The 17,074-nt window shown below is 41.0% G+C and carries 13 protein-coding genes and 1 pseudogene; 2 read left to right on the top strand and 12 right to left on the bottom strand.

Annotation, left to right across the window (positions count from 1 at the left end; translation table 11 throughout):
• Positions 1–191: 191 nt before the first annotated feature.
• The 7 genes and pseudogenes from A5888_RS15125 to A5888_RS15100 form a co-directional block, all read right to left on the bottom strand.
• On the bottom strand, positions 192–1,397 hold the full coding sequence (locus A5888_RS15125) for an FprA family A-type flavoprotein (protein ID WP_086348850.1): 1,206 nt from the start codon (positions 1,395–1,397) through the stop codon (positions 192–194).
• Positions 1,398–1,445: 48 nt separating this feature from the next.
• Entirely contained in the window at positions 1,446–1,988 is a 543-nt protein-coding gene (locus A5888_RS21515; protein ID WP_249274575.1) for an FAD-binding protein, read from the bottom strand.
• 231 nt (positions 1,989–2,219) lie between these two features.
• Positions 2,220–3,350 (bottom strand): annotated as a pseudogene (locus A5888_RS21510) (acyl-CoA dehydrogenase); the annotation flags it as partial.
• A gap of 259 nt (positions 3,351–3,609) precedes the next feature.
• Positions 3,610–4,545: an NAD(P)H-dependent flavin oxidoreductase gene (locus A5888_RS15115; protein ID WP_086351126.1), complete on the bottom strand. Its 936-nt coding sequence runs from the start codon at positions 4,543–4,545 to the stop codon at positions 3,610–3,612.
• 6 nt (positions 4,546–4,551) lie between these two features.
• Positions 4,552–5,685 (bottom strand): acyl-CoA dehydrogenase family protein, encoded by a 1,134-nt coding sequence (locus A5888_RS15110; RefSeq protein ID WP_086351127.1) that lies wholly within the window; start codon positions 5,683–5,685, stop codon positions 4,552–4,554.
• Positions 5,686–5,725: 40 nt separating this feature from the next.
• Entirely contained in the window at positions 5,726–6,628 is a 903-nt protein-coding gene (locus tag A5888_RS15105) for a LysR family transcriptional regulator (protein WP_086351128.1), read from the bottom strand.
• A 963-nt stretch (positions 6,629–7,591) separates the two neighbouring features.
• Complete coding sequence (locus tag A5888_RS15100) at positions 7,592–8,500, bottom strand: YtnP family quorum-quenching lactonase (protein WP_086348849.1); 909 nt, start codon at positions 8,498–8,500, stop codon at positions 7,592–7,594.
• A 384-nt stretch (positions 8,501–8,884) separates the two neighbouring features.
• Here A5888_RS15100 and A5888_RS15095 point away from each other — a divergent pair, with 384 nt between their 5' ends.
• Positions 8,885–10,087 (top strand): L-lactate MFS transporter, encoded by a 1,203-nt coding sequence (locus tag A5888_RS15095; RefSeq protein WP_086348848.1) that lies wholly within the window; start codon positions 8,885–8,887, stop codon positions 10,085–10,087.
• 115 nt (positions 10,088–10,202) lie between these two features.
• Here A5888_RS15095 and A5888_RS15090 read toward each other — a convergent pair whose 3' ends face one another.
• From A5888_RS15090 to A5888_RS15075, 4 genes are all read right to left on the bottom strand, one after another.
• The gene (locus tag A5888_RS15090) at positions 10,203–10,580 is read right to left on the bottom strand and encodes a VOC family protein (RefSeq protein WP_086348847.1); all 378 of its coding nucleotides are present in this window, start codon (positions 10,578–10,580) and stop codon (positions 10,203–10,205) included.
• A 361-nt stretch (positions 10,581–10,941) separates the two neighbouring features.
• Positions 10,942–11,955, bottom strand: coding sequence for an electron transfer flavoprotein subunit alpha/FixB family protein (locus tag A5888_RS15085; RefSeq protein ID WP_086348846.1), 1,014 nt, complete (start codon positions 11,953–11,955; stop codon positions 10,942–10,944).
• 19 nt (positions 11,956–11,974) lie between these two features.
• Positions 11,975–12,757: an electron transfer flavoprotein subunit beta/FixA family protein gene (locus tag A5888_RS15080; protein WP_086348845.1), complete on the bottom strand. Its 783-nt coding sequence runs from the start codon at positions 12,755–12,757 to the stop codon at positions 11,975–11,977.
• 19 nt (positions 12,758–12,776) lie between these two features.
• Positions 12,777–13,916, bottom strand: a complete 1,140-nt coding sequence (locus A5888_RS15075) for an acyl-CoA dehydrogenase (protein ID WP_086348844.1) — start codon at positions 13,914–13,916, stop codon at positions 12,777–12,779.
• A gap of 729 nt (positions 13,917–14,645) precedes the next feature.
• On the opposite strand from A5888_RS15075, the gene A5888_RS15070 reads away from it, so the two are divergent.
• Positions 14,646–15,947: an IS4 family transposase gene (locus tag A5888_RS15070; protein WP_086348706.1), complete on the top strand. Its 1,302-nt coding sequence runs from the start codon at positions 14,646–14,648 to the stop codon at positions 15,945–15,947.
• 405 nt (positions 15,948–16,352) lie between these two features.
• Here A5888_RS15070 and A5888_RS15065 read toward each other — a convergent pair whose 3' ends face one another.
• Positions 16,353–17,066, bottom strand: coding sequence for a DUF5131 family protein (locus A5888_RS15065; protein ID WP_086348842.1), 714 nt, complete (start codon positions 17,064–17,066; stop codon positions 16,353–16,355).
• Between the last annotated feature and the right edge of the window lie 8 nt (positions 17,067–17,074).

Below are 17,074 nucleotides of genomic sequence, written 5' to 3'. Positions count from 1 at the left end.
TTAAACAAAACCTTAAGATTGAATATATTTACATTGGTAGTCTGACAGATCCCTCTCCATCCAAAGCCTTCTCCTTTAGACAGAATCAATCACTTTTTGTATAATGGAGTAAGAAGTTTTCCCACAAAACTTCTTTAATGGTCAGCCATATTTTGTCATGCAAAACAGATAGAAATATGGCTGACACGTTGTTATTCTTTCACTGCTTCCAATAGAGCTTCTACTATACTATCTAAGTCCGGCTCATCGATCTCTTTCAATGAAGAATTTATACTCATGGTTTCATCCATAACCGTCATTCGCTTCAGCTCTTCTTCTAAGAATTCAGCCATCAATGCGCCTGATTTCGGTGCCCATGACCCATTTTCGATCAGCGTAAATGTTCGATTCTGTACATTCAACGCCTGTAAGTCAATGAGATAGTTCTTCATTGGTGGATAAATCCCTAAGTTAAAGGTTGGACAGGCGAGGACGATATTACTTGCTCGGAATGTTTCGGAGATAAGATAAGAAATATGCGTACTGGATACGTCATATACTTTCACATTCGTCATCCCTCTATCACATAAACGAGTAGCCAATGCTTGAGCCGCAAACTGAGTGTTCCCATACATAGAACCAAAGATGATAACCACGCCTTTTTCTTCCGGTTCATAACGGCTCCATTTGTCATACTTATCAAGCAAGTAGCCAAAATCTTTTCGCCAAACAGGGCCATGCAACGGACAAATCATTTTGATATCGATAGTACCCGCTTTTTGCAACGCTGATTGCACGAAAGGACCATATTTCCCAACAATGTTGGTATAATAACGACGCGCATCATCGATCCAGTCACGATCAAAATTCACTTCATCCGCGAAAAGCGCTCCTCCTAGTGCCCCAAATGAACCGAAGGCATCTGCGGAGAATAAAATGCCGCTTGTGATATCGTAAGTCATCAATACCTCTGGCCAGTGAACCATCGGCGCCGCAACAAACGTCACTGTATGTTTCCCAAAATTCCGAGTGTCGCCTTCTTGTACTTGATCCTCATGACCATCTACATGATAGTTAAATTGATGCATCAGCATAAATGACTTTTCCGAGCTGATGATTTTTATTTTTGGATAGCGAATGATCAGCTCTTCAATAGAACCACAATGATCCGGCTCCATATGATTCACAATAAGATAATCCAGCGGCCGCCCGTCCAAGACCAACTCGATGTTTCGAATGAAGTCCTGTGTGATTTCCCAGTCAACAGCATCAAATAGAACAGTCTTTTCATCTAGTAATAAATAAGAATTGTAGGAAACACCGCGGGGAATCGGGTGCATATTTTCAAATAATTCCAGGCGAAGGTCATCACCGCCGACCCAGTATAAATCTTCTGTTACTTTTCTAACTGTATACATATATTAGTTCCTCCTATTCGATCTGACTTTCAGCGAACTCCAAGTAGACTAGAACCCTTCGATGAAGACGTCTTTTTCTTCCCCACATTCAGGACAAACCCATTCTTCCGGTAAGTCTTTGAATTTTGTTCCTGGAGCTACTTCGCCTTCCGGATCTCCTTTACCTGCGTTATACTCGTACCCACACCCTCCACACAGATAGAGCTTGTATGACGGTGCAACTTTTTTGGCTTTCGCACGTTTGATTTTTGTCATTGGCGGTGCCTCCTTCTTCGGTTCTCCGGTATCAAGAGCTTTTGCCAGTAACGGCAGAATAACCTCTACATCACCCACGATGCCATAATCCGCATTTTTAAATATTCTTGCATTTGGATTGTTATTGATTGCAACAATAGTGGAGGCATCTTTGATCCCTTTCAAATGCTGACCCGCTCCGGAAATACCACATGCAATATATAAATTCCCTTTGAATTTTTGACCGGACATTCCCACATAGCGAACCATTGGCAGATATTTCAGGTTTTCCGCTACCGGACGTGAACAGCCTATTGCTGCGCCGGCTTGTTTCGCCAGCTCTTCTATTAACTTCATGTTCGATTCGGCTCCGATGCCTCGTCCAGCACTGACTACCCGCTCTGCTTGCACGATTGGCGTATCAATCGGGATTCCTACCGAGAAATCGTACCCATCTTTTTTTAACTGTTCTACCAACGTTTCTACATTTTTAGCAGGATCTGCATCTTTCAAAATCATCTTCTTACGATCGCCGGTTGCAGGACCTTTTTTCGCTCCCACAGCCTGAGCTTTCGGCTCTCTGCCGACCAGATGCGAAGCAATAACAACACGTTGGATTTCATTTGTTCCTTCATAGATAGTACAAATCTTCGCATCACGATAGAAGCGTTCCACGTCGCTGCCTTTGATATAGCCCGCACCACCATAGATTTGAAGGGCATCATTTACTACTTCCAATACATTGTCTGAGGTGTACTGTTTCGCCATTGCCGATTCAAGTCCGAACGGTTCTCCGCTGTCTTTTAGATCAGCTGAGCTGTAAACCATCATCCGACTTGCACGTAATTTCGTGGCCATATCAGCCAGTTTGAATGAGATCACTTGTTGATGAGCAATCGCTTTTCCAAATTGTTCCCGCTCTTTGGCATATTCCAGCGCACTTTCAAAAGCGCCCTGTCCAATCCCCAATGCTTGAGCTGCGATTCCAATACGTCCACCATCTAAGGTTGCCATCGCTATATTGAAACCTTTTCCTTCAACACCCAACAGGTTCTCTTTCGGCACTTTCACGTTATTAAAAATCAGCTCAGCTGTGCTAGAAGAACGGATACCCATCTTGTCGTATTTTTCACCGAATTCAAACCCTTCCCAGCCTTTTTCAACGATAAAAGCACTGATGCCTCGTACACCGATATCTGGTGTTGTAACGGCAAATACGATGTATACATCTGCTTTAGGAGCGTTCGTGATGAAAATCTTATTCCCGTTCAAAATATAGTGGTCACCATTCAGCTCAGCTGTAGTTTCCGTTCCGCCAGCGTCACTTCCTGCCTCACTTTCCGTCAAACCAAAAGCACCAATTTTTTCTCCTTTAGCTAATGGAATCAAATATTTGCGCTTTTGTGCTTCCGTACCATGCGCATAAATAGGGTAACAGCCTAATGAAACATGGGCGGATAGGATTACACCGACCCCACCATCGACGCGCGAGAGCTCTTCTACAGCAATGGCATACGAGATCGTATCTAAGCCGCTACCGCCATATTTTTCGGGAAAAGGAACTCCCATGATGCCGAGCTTACCCATTTTCTTGACGATTTCGTCAGGAAATTGATTTTCAAGATCCAAAGTAGCTGCAATTGGTTTAATTTCTGTTTCTGCAAACTCCCGGACTTTCGCTCTAAAGGTTTCGTGTTGTTCAGATGTCTTAAAACGCATATGATAACCTCCATTAAAACTTTTTATTTACAACTGAATCAGCGCTTTGGTACAGCTGTTCAGTTTGTAGTTGTTTGTGATACACCTAGGTAGTCGTTCTCTAATTAACAAGCTTTTCAGAATGGCATTTTTTACTTCAGCTCGAGTATTCAAAGGCTTCATTTTAGCGCACACTAAATGTAAGCGCTTTCATAGAAAGCAACTTCAAATAATCCCAGCATCCACAGACGACCATTTCGACTTTCCTCAATCGTTTATTTTAGTAAAATATTTTTGGCATTTCTTTCATGACTTCCTCAGCCTCTGAAAACATTTGATCAACGATTTCTTTCACAGGCTTGATGCTGTCGACGGCTCCGGAAATTTGTCCTGCCATGATAGAACCATTCACCATGTCTCCGTCCACAACTGCTTTCCGTAAGGAACCCATCGTTAACTTTTCTAAAGCATCACGAGCAACCTTGTGGTATTCCATCTCTAAATACATCTTAGACATGTCATTTTTTATCACTCGCACTGGCGCTCTAGACGTCCTTCCTGTTACAATTGTCGAATCATCTTGAGCTGCCACGATTGCTTGCTTATAGTTCAATGAAATAGGTGCCTCTTCTGAGGCTAAAAATCTCGTTCCTACTTGAACTCCTTGGGCTCCTAAAGCAAAGCTTGCAACGATTCCGCGACCATTTACGATGCCGCCAGCTGCGATAACAGGGATCGATACTGCCTCAGCAACCTGTAAAACGAGAGCCATAGTGCCGCTTTCTCCAATGTGTCCGCCCGCTTCTGTTCCTTCAGCAACAACACCATCTACTCCGATTGCTTCCATTTTTTTTGCTTGTTCAACCGTCGCAATAACGGGGAAGACTTTTATCCCAGCCGCTTTCAATTTAGGCACATGTTCCTTTGGTGTCCCCGCTCCAGTGGTGACAACAGGTACCTGCTCGTCTATAACCACTTCTACAAGCTCAGCGATATTGTCCATCATCATCATTAAATTGACTCCGAACGGTTTATCGGTCAATTCTTTACAGGCTTGTATCTGATACCGCAGCGTCTCCTTGTCCATTGCACCTGAAGCAATGATGCCAAGCCCACCGGCATTCGAAACAGCTGAGACAAGTTCATAGCGTGAAATTTGAGCCATCGCTCCTTGAAAAAGAGGATATTTGATTCCTAATAGTTTTGTTAGTGACATGCCTATTCACCCGTTTCCATTTTTTTCGATACTTTGCAGCCAAGTTCTTGAAATAATAAATTTTTGTGCATCAGCCGATCCTCCATAAAGGGCAGTGACCTGTGCATCTCTTGAGAACCGTTCAATATGATTATTACGCGTATAGCCGTAACCACCTGTCATAGCCATCAGCGCCTCCGTTGTTTTGATCGAGGCCTCTGTGCAAAAAAGCTTGATCTTCGCAACTTGGATCGTATCTGTATACTCATTCGTATCTGTATTTTTCAAATAGGATTCTGCCGCCTCGATGTCTGTTGCCGTCTCAGAGAGAACCCGCTGACATTCCAGTAAATTGATGAGACGCAGCCCAAATTTTCGTTCTTTTGTAACATACTCCAAACCCTTCGTGAAAGCACCTTGCGCAATCCCGATCGACTGTGCGGCGATCGCTAACCGAATCCGATTAAAAACCATCTCTACTTGCTTTTCACTTACCACATCGCCACTAAGAATATTATCTTTAGGAACTCTTATTTCTTTAAACTGAATATCTGCAACAGGTAACGCGTGCAACCCGACCTCTTCTGGAGCAGGACTGATCGTCAATCCTGGTGTCTCTTTTTCAATGAGAAAAATCCCATAGCCTTTCTCGCCATTGAGCAGTTCTACTTTAGATGCGACGAGGAACAATTCTGAAATTGGCGCATTTGAGATTGTCGCCTTGGCACCATTGATCAACCAATAGTTTTCATGTTCTATCGCCGTTGTTCTGATTTCAGACAGTTGACTTCCTGAGCCCACTTCATTTAGCGCAAATGATCCCCAGATTTCTCCTTTGATGAGCTGGTCAAGGTATGTCTTCTTTTGACTCTCCGTCCCAAACCGATACAAAGGCCATACGGCAAAGCTGGATTGCGTTAAGAAAATGCTGGAAAGTGCCGGAAAACTAGTTGATAGCTCTTGAATCAGGGCTAAATGATCCTCAAAATTTCCGCCGGCTCCCCCAATCGCTGTCGGAAACCCCACACCAATAAAGCCTCTTTCACTTAAATCTTCGATCAAATCAAACGGTGTTTCTTTTGACTGATCAAATGCAGAGGCTTGCGCATCCAACCCATTCTTCTTTAGAAAACAGATATATTCCATCAACGAATTTTCCACAAGCTTATCTCCTTTTTTAGTCTCATAAAAGATGAGAATTCTACTCTACAGGCTGATAAAAAAATTCTAGAATTGAGTTATACAGGAAATTCTCTTCGTGACTATAAAAGCTTTTGACTGGCCGACATAATAACAAGACAAACTGCAAGGGATCTTTGAACGCTCTTTTACTGATCATTTCTTTGTCCGCGAAGCGACACATCGCATGCTGTAATATAATGACTGTATCGGAATGTCCGGTCAGATCCAACAAGTATTCCAACGATTGACCGGTAAATTGGATTTTGGCATTTTTGATGTGTTCACTCAATCTATCTTTTACTAAATCATACGTCGTATACGTTTCATGAAATGTTCCTATCGAGAATGGTTTCAGGTCTTTCCAATCAAGCTGCTTTTTCGCTTCTAAAGGATGACCTTTTTTTACATAAGCGACATATTCATCGATTTGAATGATTTGCTCTTCAAACAATTTATGATCCAATCGAGCAGGGTCAACTAAAACAGCCAAATCTAAATCATTAGCCAATAATTTTTTCTTTAGCTCCTTGGCACCACCTTCGACGATTTCGATTTGAAGCTCTGGATGCTCCATAATAAACTGAGGTAAAAATGACAAGAAATACATCCTGAGAATTGCGGAGGGCATACCAATTCGAATGGTCCCCTTTTGCTTTAAAGATTCCCTACGAATCATCGTTTTCATTTCTTCATGTTTCGATACGATCTCCAACGCATACTCATATAATAATTTTCCGCTAGGTGTCAACTGTTCAAAGCGACCATTTCTTCTTTCAAACAACAGCAGCTCTTCTTCTGCTTCAAAATTGGTGATCATTTGACTTAAAGCTGATTGAGTAATATGAATTTTTCGAGCGGCCAAAGATAAATTAAATCCGCTTTCGACTATTTTAATAAAGTAACTAAGCTGAGTGATATCCATCAAAAGACTCCTTTCGAATCATCGTTGCCTTTGACTCCATAGTGGCGTATTGGATCATCAACATTCAACACTGCAACATTCTCTATCCTATATCCATTGATAGAACTTCTTTTACCTCCTATTTGAATTGCCGATGCATTCGCTTTTTCAGTTCAGTTGACTGTTATTAAGCTTAATGCCTCGTCTTTTCCTATAGATAAACAGATCGGTAAACTGTATGTTACAGTCAAATGAAGCTGATCAATCCTGAGCGACTGAGTGACCTTTGGTGTTTCTACAAATAATCAATAGCCTTTCTTTGCGGCTAAAACCGCTGTTCATTACTAATAATTATATCAATAAATGAATCAGAATAGAGAAATCTATTTAATTTTGAAACTAATCTATTTTTTTCAGAATAGTTCCCTTCCACACACGTTGTGAGGCTATACTTGTTTCATGTATTTTTGTATCGCTCTCCCGGCAACAATTGATGCATCCCTCTATTGATAGACATCTCAACAAGTTAAAATTTATGCACACCTCCATAATGACTATTTTTTTATTTTTTGTTGTGACACTTAGATCCACTTATCCATAATTAAAAACAATCATCTTGTAACCGCTTTCTAATATTATAATATAGCGTTTTTATTGATTTGAAAACTAACGTAATTTTATCCCATCTATTAGTTCAGCTAATAGATGGTAAATTATTTTTTACTTCGAAAAAATATAACTGTTTTCTCAATTAGCGATTACTTTCGTGTCATTCCTTTCTCTTATTTCTTAAACAAGTCCATCTAAGAAGCTGCTCGTTCTTCGTTAATTAATAATCAACTAACTGAGTAAACAGATAAGCTAACTTCCTTGATTAAAAAAATTGTGCACTATTCTTTGGCCCAAACAGCCAAACAGCACACAATTGTTTTATTTTTTTTATTCGAAATGTTTATACCCACATCTATTCTCATGTGTTTCCCTTCAGTTGTCACTTGCTTTACGCTCTAATTCTACCGGTAAAAACGGGTTAGAAATAAAGGGTTCCTTACTTCGCAACTGATAGTCCAATACATCTTTTCCATTCGAAGACCATTGAATCATTCGATAATAGGCATCATGATAAAAAATAAATTTCACTTCTTTTCCGTAGGCTTCCAATAACAATCGCTCTTTTGCAAAAATAGAATCCATTGGGTAATCATCGTAGGCTAGTACCCACAAAGGATTTTGATGCGCCTGTGTAGGCATCAAGTCAGCCATATGAAGAATTCGTTCATCCTTTTGTGTCAATTGTACAATACAGTGTCCCTTACTATGACCCCCAGTATGAATCAGCTCAATCCCCGAAAGAGCAACGTAATGATCCTTAAAGGGCACAACCTGTTTTTCCACCGCTTCCCAATTTTCTTTCCAATACGTATTCTTTGATCGGATAGTCGGATTTCTAGCTTCTTCCCACTCGATATCGTTGATAATAATTTGGGCTTGAGGGAAACTCGAAACCAGTACGCCACTTTCATTATAGCTAGTCAGCCCACCAGCATGATCAAAATGCATATGAGTCATCAAGATTGTATCGATGTCTTCTGGAACTAAGGATAATTCCGCTAAGCTCTCCTTTATTCTAGGCTCAGACCAAACACCAAAATTACGCTTTTGTTTCTCTGTTAATTTTCCAGTACCCACGCTGCTGTCGATCAAGATATTCCTTCCTTGATACTGAATCAGGATTGGATCTGTGGGTAATTCAATTTGATTGTTTGCATTGGCAGGATACTTTTTAGTCCAAAGAGGTTTCGGTACGACGCCAAACATCGCGCCTCCATCCATTGCCGTATTGCCACCATCTAGCCAATAAATCATCATATCATGAAAATGCAGTTTGTCCATTGTGATCATTTCCTCCCATACATGGTATTTTCTAAAAGCTCCTGACAGTGCTCTCCCTTAATAATGTCGCTTTGACTGTATCACTTTTCCAAGCTAAAAGGCAAGCTGTTGAAACGTCGATTCCTGATTATTCCTTCTACCAAATGGCCCATACAAGAGCCTTTCTTTCTTTATAGTATTAATTGTTTTAATAGCTTTCACAAAAAAAATCCGTGTTTCAGGCATGCTCAAATCATAAGCACAGCGGACTTTTGACTCCTGTTTCAACTGTTCCATATAATTTTTATTTATAGCCTTTGTTAATTTATGTTGTTGGACATAGGAATCATTCCTTTCTACACTGTTATTGAAAGCGTTTCACAACAAACGATTGGAGGGAAAAAAATGGAAAAAAGTAAGAATAGATGGGCGATTTTGGTTGCTGCAATCGTCATCAATATGTCACTAGGGGCAGGATATGCCTGGTCTGTTTTTCAAGCCGCATTACTAAAGGCCAATCCAAACTGGGTTTTGAGCCAAACATCATTGGCTTTTAGTATCTCCTTTGCAATGGTTCCTGTAGGCATGATTATCTGTGGGCCAATTATTGATAAACATGGTGGGAAAAAAATCGTTTTACTCTCTGGTTTGCTCTTTGGTCTCGGCATGTTCGCAACAGGCTTTGCAACCAGTATTCCTATGCTTTATCTCACTTATGGTCTCATTTTAGGATTAGGTATTGGCGCAGGCTACGGTACAGCAACTTCCTTGACGGTCAAATGGTTTCCTGATAAAAAGGGGCTTGCCGGAGGTCTGACAGCAGCTGGATTTGGTTCAGGTGCGATCATTCTAGCACCCATTGCAACAAACATGATCAATTCTATCGGCATTCAGACAACGTTCAAAATACTTGGGGGAATTTTATTAGTTGTCATATGTACCGCTTCATTCTGGATGTCTAAGCCACCTGTAACTGCCAGTACAGCAACAGTCACTACCAATGAAAATGATAAAAACTATAAGCAAATGTTGAAGGAACCAAATTTTTGGCTGCTTTGGGTTGTTTATACCTTTGCAGCAACAAGCGGTATGATGATTATTGGTCATGCAGCCAGTCTAGCTGAATACTATTCTTTGGGAACAGGGACCGTTATCGTCATGATTGTTGGATTATCGAACACACTGGGAAGAATTATTTGGGGCGCTGTTTCGGATAGATTGGGACGGTATGTCACAGTGTTGCTAATGTTCATCGTATCAGCAACAGGGCTATTATTATTAAATTTTAACGAAAGTCTCGGAACAGCTGCAGGGATCATCGGATTAATTTTCATTCCTTCATCCTTCGGTGGTTTTTTAGGCTCCTTCCCGGGAATCACTGCGGAAAACTGGGGCGCATCAAAAGCGGCTGCAAATTACGGTTGGATGTTTACCGCTTACGGTATCGCCTCCATTATGGGACCATCAATCGCTTCCAAGATTCGAGAAGCCAGCGGTTCTTATTCACTAGCTCTAATCATCTCAATGGTCATGGCTTTGATTGGTGCACTGCTTATTCTTTGGTTTATGGCAAGAAAGAAAACAACCGCTGTTAATAAAGAGGCATAAACTGCAAAAACAAAACTATGCCATGGTATCTTTCAGCTTATGTGTAAACAAAATAAATATATAATGAGCCGTGACCCCTATATGGATAGTCACGACTCATTTTAATTATTTCTATTTACTTCGTCGGCTTGTTTAGATATTCTGCAATTACTACTTCGTTATTATCCGGGTCTTTTAGACGGAGTTCGTAGGTTCCCCAATCGAATTTCTCCGGTGGTGAAAAAACAAGTCCTTTCTCCTTTAATTCCAAACAGGTCGTGTCAAGATCGTCGCTTTCAAACACGAAGGACATGGTTCCGCTAACAGGGATGTTCCACTTGGTTGCATCCCAAATACAAATGGATGGCGCATCCTTTATAAAGCCAAGATAGACACCATTATATGCGTCATCATCCGTTCTCAACACAGGAATCTCAAGTATTTCAGAATAAAACGTTATTAGCTCTTTCGCATTAGCAGTGAAAATATTCGTACACAAAAAACCATTTACCATATTGCACCCCTTCTCCGTATGTAAAGAATCGACCATTGCAACGACTCAACAAAACTTCTAGTCAATTATAACAAAAAAGCAGCAAATAATTATAGTTATTTTCTTGGTATATGGGTGCTCCATTGCATAACTCACTTTATCTACAGTTAGTACTTTTGGAAAAACAGTGAGTCCGAGACATAAATAAATTCCCGGACTTTTAGCATGCCTAAATACGAATAAACGGTGAGACAGAAGCAGCTCCTTCGACAATAAGCTGAAATTCAACAAAAATTTGTGAAGCAATTTTCGTGAATTCCATCTTATTGCTTGAAGCTTAGCACTTCTGTCCCAACCTCATTGTTTGCTTTTCAATTATTGCTTAATCCTTTTCTTCTCGCTTCGTCTTGATTTTTTTTGTCAGCATAGGGATGAGCTTTGTCGCATCTCCTATGACACCGAAATCTGCCACATCGAAAATAGGTGCTGTTTCATCCTTATTGATAGCGATAATGATATCACTTTCTTCCATCCCGGCTACGTGTTGGATCGCTCCGGAAATGCCGCTGGCAATATACAGATTGGGACGTACCGTTTTCCCCGTTTGACCAACCTGACGATCCTTTTCTTCCCAACCGGCATCAACTGCCGCCCGTGAGGCTGAAACAGTTCCCCCTAAAACATCCGCCAACTCTTCCAGCATTTTAAAGTTATCAACACTGCCCATCCCACGACCTCCGGAAACCAATACATCGACATCCATAATATCGACCCGCTCATTTTCTTTCTTGATCACTTCAAGAATTTCGACATTTTTATGATTTTCCAAGTTCGAAACAGTGTATTTTACTATCTGACAGTCTGGATTCGTCGCCTTTTCTGCTTGCTGCATCACCCCAGGTCGTACTGTTGCCATCTGTGGACGATGGTGTGGACAAAGAATCGTCGCCATGACATTCCCGCCAAATGCCGGACGTGTCATCAACAAGTTATTCGTCTTTTCCTGTACCTCCAATCTCGTACAGTCAGCTGTTAAGCCCGTATGAGTTCTAGCCGCAACTCTAGGTGCCAAGTCTCGCCCGATGGCCGTAGCACCATACAAAACAATCTCCGGTGTATACTCATTTACCACTTCAGCCATGGCCTGTGTATACGGTTCTGTCATGTAAATTTCCAAGGCGGGATCTTCTAATACGATGACTTTATCTGCTCCATGATCCACCAGCTTATTTACTACATCCTCTAAATGATCCCCCAACACGGCAGCCGTCACTTCTGTATTTAAAGTGGTAGCCAGCTTTTTTGCTTCTCCAAGCAGCTCATAGCTGACACGGGCGATTTCTCCATCCACTTGTTCAACAAACACTAGAACACCTTTGTACTCTTTGCTATCCATTTTTTCACCTCCAGATGATTTAAATAATATATTTAGCTTCTAGTTTATCGATCAGCCAATCAACCGATTCCTGAACATCAAGATCGACCACTTTCCCTGCACCTTTTGCCTCTTTATCATACGATTTGAAGACACGCGTTTTTGACCCTTTCAATCCGATTTCTTCATCCGGCAACGCAAGATCTGCCTTTGTCAAAATCTGAATTTCTTTTTCGTAGGCAGCGAGAATCCCTCCTGGGGTCATATATCTTGGCGCATTAAGCTCAGAGAGTGCTGTAACCAGACAAGGTAATTTCGCTTTTATCAAATGATAGCGGTCCTCGTATTGACGCTTCACAATGATCGACTCTTCCTCCAATTGAATATCTTCTGCATAACTGATATTCACTAGCCCTAGATGCTCCGCAATTTGCGGACCAACTTGCGCAGTATCTCCATCGATCGCTTGGCGACCTGTGATGATCAGGTCATAGTTGCCAATTTTTTTAATAGCCGCAGCAATCGTCCAACTGGTCGCATACGTATCTGCTCCACCAAAAGAACGATCCGAAATCAAATAGGCTTCATCAGCTCCCATTGCCATAGCTTCTCTCAGTGCGACATCTGCTTGTAAAGGGCCCATACAGATTGCAGTCACCGTTCCACCACACTGGTCTTTGATTTGCAGCGCCGCTTCTAAACCAGCTTTGTCATCAGGATTAATAATTGTCGGCACACCTTTTCTAATAAGCGTACCCGTCTCAGGATCAAATTTTACTTCGGTTGTATCTGGTACTTGTTTTATACATACAAAAATATTCATCGAATCATTCCCTCCTGTCTTATCGCAACAGTGCGCCGGCAATAACCATTCGCTGCACCTCGCTCGTCCCTTCGTAGATTTCGGTGATCTTCGCATCTCGCATCATCCGCTCTACCGGATAGTCACGAATATAGCCATATCCGCCATGGAGCTGCACACATTTCGTCGTTACAGACATTGCCGTTTCTGAAGCAACTAATTTAGCAATCGCTGCCTCTTCAGAAAATACTTTTTGATGCTCCTTCGCGTAAGCCGCTTTATAAACCAATAGGCGTGCAGCTTCGATCTGTGCCTTCATATCTGCCAGTTGGAACTGCGTGTTCTGGAAGGCAGAGATATTCCTCCCAAACTGTTTCCGTTCCTTCACATAAGCCACCGTTTCATCCAACGCACCTTGAGCAATACCCAACGCTTGTGCAGCAATTCCAATACGACCGCCGTCTAACGTCCCCATTGCCACACCAAAGCCCTTTCCTTCCGGTCTTAAACGATTTTCTTTGGGAACAAGACAGTTTTCAAAAACCAGTTCGGTCGTGGAAGAACCACGAATCCCCATTTTTTGTTCTTTTTTCCCTATGGAGAAACCTGGAAAATCCTTCTCAATGATAAATGCTGAGATTCCTCTATTCCCTTTCGATTTATCTGTCATAGCAAAGACAATGTAGATATCTGCTACACCGCCATTTGTAATAAAAATTTTTGTCCCATTCAAAATATAATGATCTCCGGCTAAGACAGCTTTCGTTTGCTGCCCGGCAGAATCCGTCCCTGCTCCGGGCTCAGTTAACCCAAAAGCCCCTAGCTTTTCCCCTTTAGCAAGAGGAATCAAGTATTTTTCTTTCTGAGCGGCATTCCCATACTTATTGATTGGTTCTGCACATAATGAGGTATGCGCAGAAACGATCACACCTGTTGTTGCACAAGCACGGCTCAATTCTTCCACACAGATGGCATAAGCCAGTGTGTCTGCGCCTTCACCACCAAACTCTTTCGCGATTGGGATTCCCATAAACCCGGCCTTTGCCATCTTTGCGACGGTCTCAGCCGGGAACCGTTCATTTTCATCAATTTCATGAGCAAGCGGTTTCACTTCTCTTTCAGCGAATTCGCGAAATAATTGTCTCATCATGATTTGTTCATTACTCCATTCAAAGTCCACACTAATTCCTCCCTAAATTTAAATTTTCTAAGCATCCCATTCTGATCATTTGCCCACATCAAACTGTGAATTTTTTAACATGTCAGCCTTTTCCTCATTCCAACAAGATCATTCTGCCAATCAAAACCACCTGCTTAATCCCTATTTTATCCAGTTCTCTCCTTACTTCTGATCGTCAATCAGAACTGTTTCTATGTGATAAAAACACAATATCGTGATTCTTATGAAAAAACAATTGCTCTTACAAAAAAAGCGCTTACTCTTTATTATGAGACCTATTACTTTCATTTATAACATTGATAAACCCAACTAATTACTGCTTAAACAAGCACTGTAAAATTATTTAAGCCATCCATTTACAGATAGTTGCATTGTTTCAAAAGGTCTGAGGCATACTAATGTCTCAGACCTTTTAAACCGAATAAACAGTGTTCCAGAAGCAGCTACTAGCAGCGAGCTGCGTCGATGTCCGCTCAACATCAGTGGTAAACCACTGTGTTTCAAGGCTTTTCGACAATAAGTCGAAAATTCGCAAAAATTTATGGGACAATTTTCGGAATTTCCGCCTTATTGCTTAGAATCACTGTGATTGCTCTTTTGAGCAGAACAGATGATGAAAAGTACCTACCTGGTAACATCGTCAACTTAAGAGAAACTCTGAAAAATAGCAGAGTTTCTCTTTTCTTTTTCCTCAGAACCTTTTATAGTAAAAGAAAAGAGGTGATTCGAATGGCTGCTCCTTATCACAAACGATTCGATCTGATTTCTAACTCACTCACTTCTTCTCATTTCCATTCAATTGCTCGATTCCCAGATTCTCCTAACAGTTTTACTCGTACTCGTAAATTCCCCTTAAATGAAGTCATTTATTCGTTTCTTTTCAAACGTGGCCTTACGGCCACCATGGAAGTCTATCACTACTTAAAGCGAAAGGGGTCCTCTGTAATGACATTATCCAAACAAGCATTTCTTTCACAACGAAAGAAAGTAAACCCTGAAGCGTTTCGATTTTTAAACTTACAGTATCTTTCTCATTTTTACACACAAGATACACCAAAAACTTGGCATAATTATCTTGTTTTTGCCATTGACGGTAGTCGAATGGAAGTGCCAAATTCGAAAGAAAATCGCCTGTTTTTCAGTCAAAATGGCAATCGATTTGGTGAAACATCTGTACGAGCACAAACGAGTGGCTTAATGGATGTGTTCAATGCCTTCCTGATTGATCTCCAGATTGATTCGCTTCATGTCGGTGAAAAAAATTTAGCGAAAAAGAATCTTCTTTCCTCAGAGTCAATTCCTTTTCAAGCTCCGCGGCTCGTACTTTTTGATCGCGGATACCCCTCACTGGATCTCATTCATTTTATTGAGAAACAGAAACTTAGCTACTTGATTCGAATCCCTTCGACGATTTATCAAAAGGAACGGGCACAACTGACCTCTCTTGATTCATCCGTTTTTTTGTCCTGTACGTATTCACGTTTAAGAACAATGAAACGAGTAGAGCCTGAACTCGCAAAAGACTTTGAGGCGAATAAGGGGATAATGACCCGTATGATTCAACTACCATTGGAAAATGGTCAAATGAATGTATTTATGACGAATCTCCCAGCAACAATTACGAGAGAAGAAATTCTTGAACTTTATAAAAAACGTTGGGCAATCGAAAAACTCTGGCAGACAGTAAAAAACAAATTGAAAATTGAACAGGTTTCAGGTAAAAGTCCAGTTTGTGTCTATCAAGATTTTTTAGCTCAAAGTCTTGTTTATAACATGGTTCAAGATGTGATGAGTCATTTAAATCAGAAAGAAACAAAGAAAAAGATCAATGAGAATATAGCAATTGGCTTGTGGAAAGACCAGTTGATTGATATTGTCCTTGAAAAGGACGATAAGGAAAAGCTACTTCGGTTCAAAAAGTTGGAAGAAGACATACTACGAGCGGTTTATCTTCCTCGAGATCTCCAAAGGAACAAACGAAAATACAAACACCACAATAAATATAAACAAAATCAAAAACCTAGTTTTTAAAAAAGCAGTCTTCATTTTATTCAGAGAGAAGCTTTTTTTTGCTTTTTTTCTTAGTTACTCCTTCAATTATCTAGTCAAGTACGCAATACGTGATTTTATACTCTCTTTACTAACAGATAGCTACGCTTTCTTTTTTCTCTATTCTTTAAGTTGACGATGTTACCTACCTGGTGCTTGAAGCTGACCACTTCTGTCATAACCTCTTCCTTAGACGCTGTTCTTGTCTCTTGCTCCTGTACGAAAGCTTTTTTAAGAATAAATTTTGAGGATAAAATACTCAATAATGTCTTAGAGCTTTCCAGTGATTGACAATTCCGAAAAAAATAGGGTGCAAGACAATAATCGAAATGACTACTATCTCACACCCCCAAAATCAGGTTTCTTTTTTATCTGTTGTGTCTATCCTTACTTCGGCTTCCAATTGATCGCCGCTTTTTTCGCTTGAGAAAATAGTTGGCGATAAGTCAATTGATACGTGATCCCCTCTTTAATAAAGTGAGTACTGCATTGACGAAACTCGAAGGGGACATTCTGCGCTATACACTGTTGCCGAATATCCAGAACCCATTGATAATCCATCGGACGTCCCTGTTTATGATACTCGCCACCGGCCATCACTAATTCAACATCTGACAAATAACTTGAGAGATCGATCGGTGCCAACAACGGCTGACAAATAATATTTTTATGACGAATAGGAAGAGAATGTAAAATAGGCAAGCGCTCATCCGCTATCTGCTGATTTTCAACAGAGACGCCTATCGTTACATTGTCATACCCTGAGCCCCAATCATTCGGCAGACACTCTTTTAAGCGCTCGATTCTTTTCGTTAGAAAAACGAACTGACAATCCGAACGCTCCCGAATCATGGACCAGCAATCAGCCCGCCAAGCATCAGCACCTTCAATTAGAAAATCACTTTTAAAACAAGTGAAAATCGTTGAACCTGAACCGATTATATAGCTCCCATTACGCTTTTTGATGGGCGCATCAAAGCCAACAGCTTTGACAATCGTGTGACTGTCACGCTGTCTTTTTTTCGCTCCCTCATGAATAAAACAATAGCGGCAGCCTTCACTCACTCGTGTGCAGCCGTTCCATGGGTTCCAAAATGCCATAACGTTCG

The sequence above is a fragment of the Enterococcus sp. 9E7_DIV0242 genome (genome assembly GCF_002140975.2).
In the GTDB taxonomy this organism is placed as follows: domain Bacteria; phylum Bacillota; class Bacilli; order Lactobacillales; family Enterococcaceae; genus Enterococcus_L; species Enterococcus_L clewellii.
The sequence above is the reverse complement of the archived record's forward strand: the minus strand, read 5'-3'. Positions and strand labels throughout refer to the sequence as shown.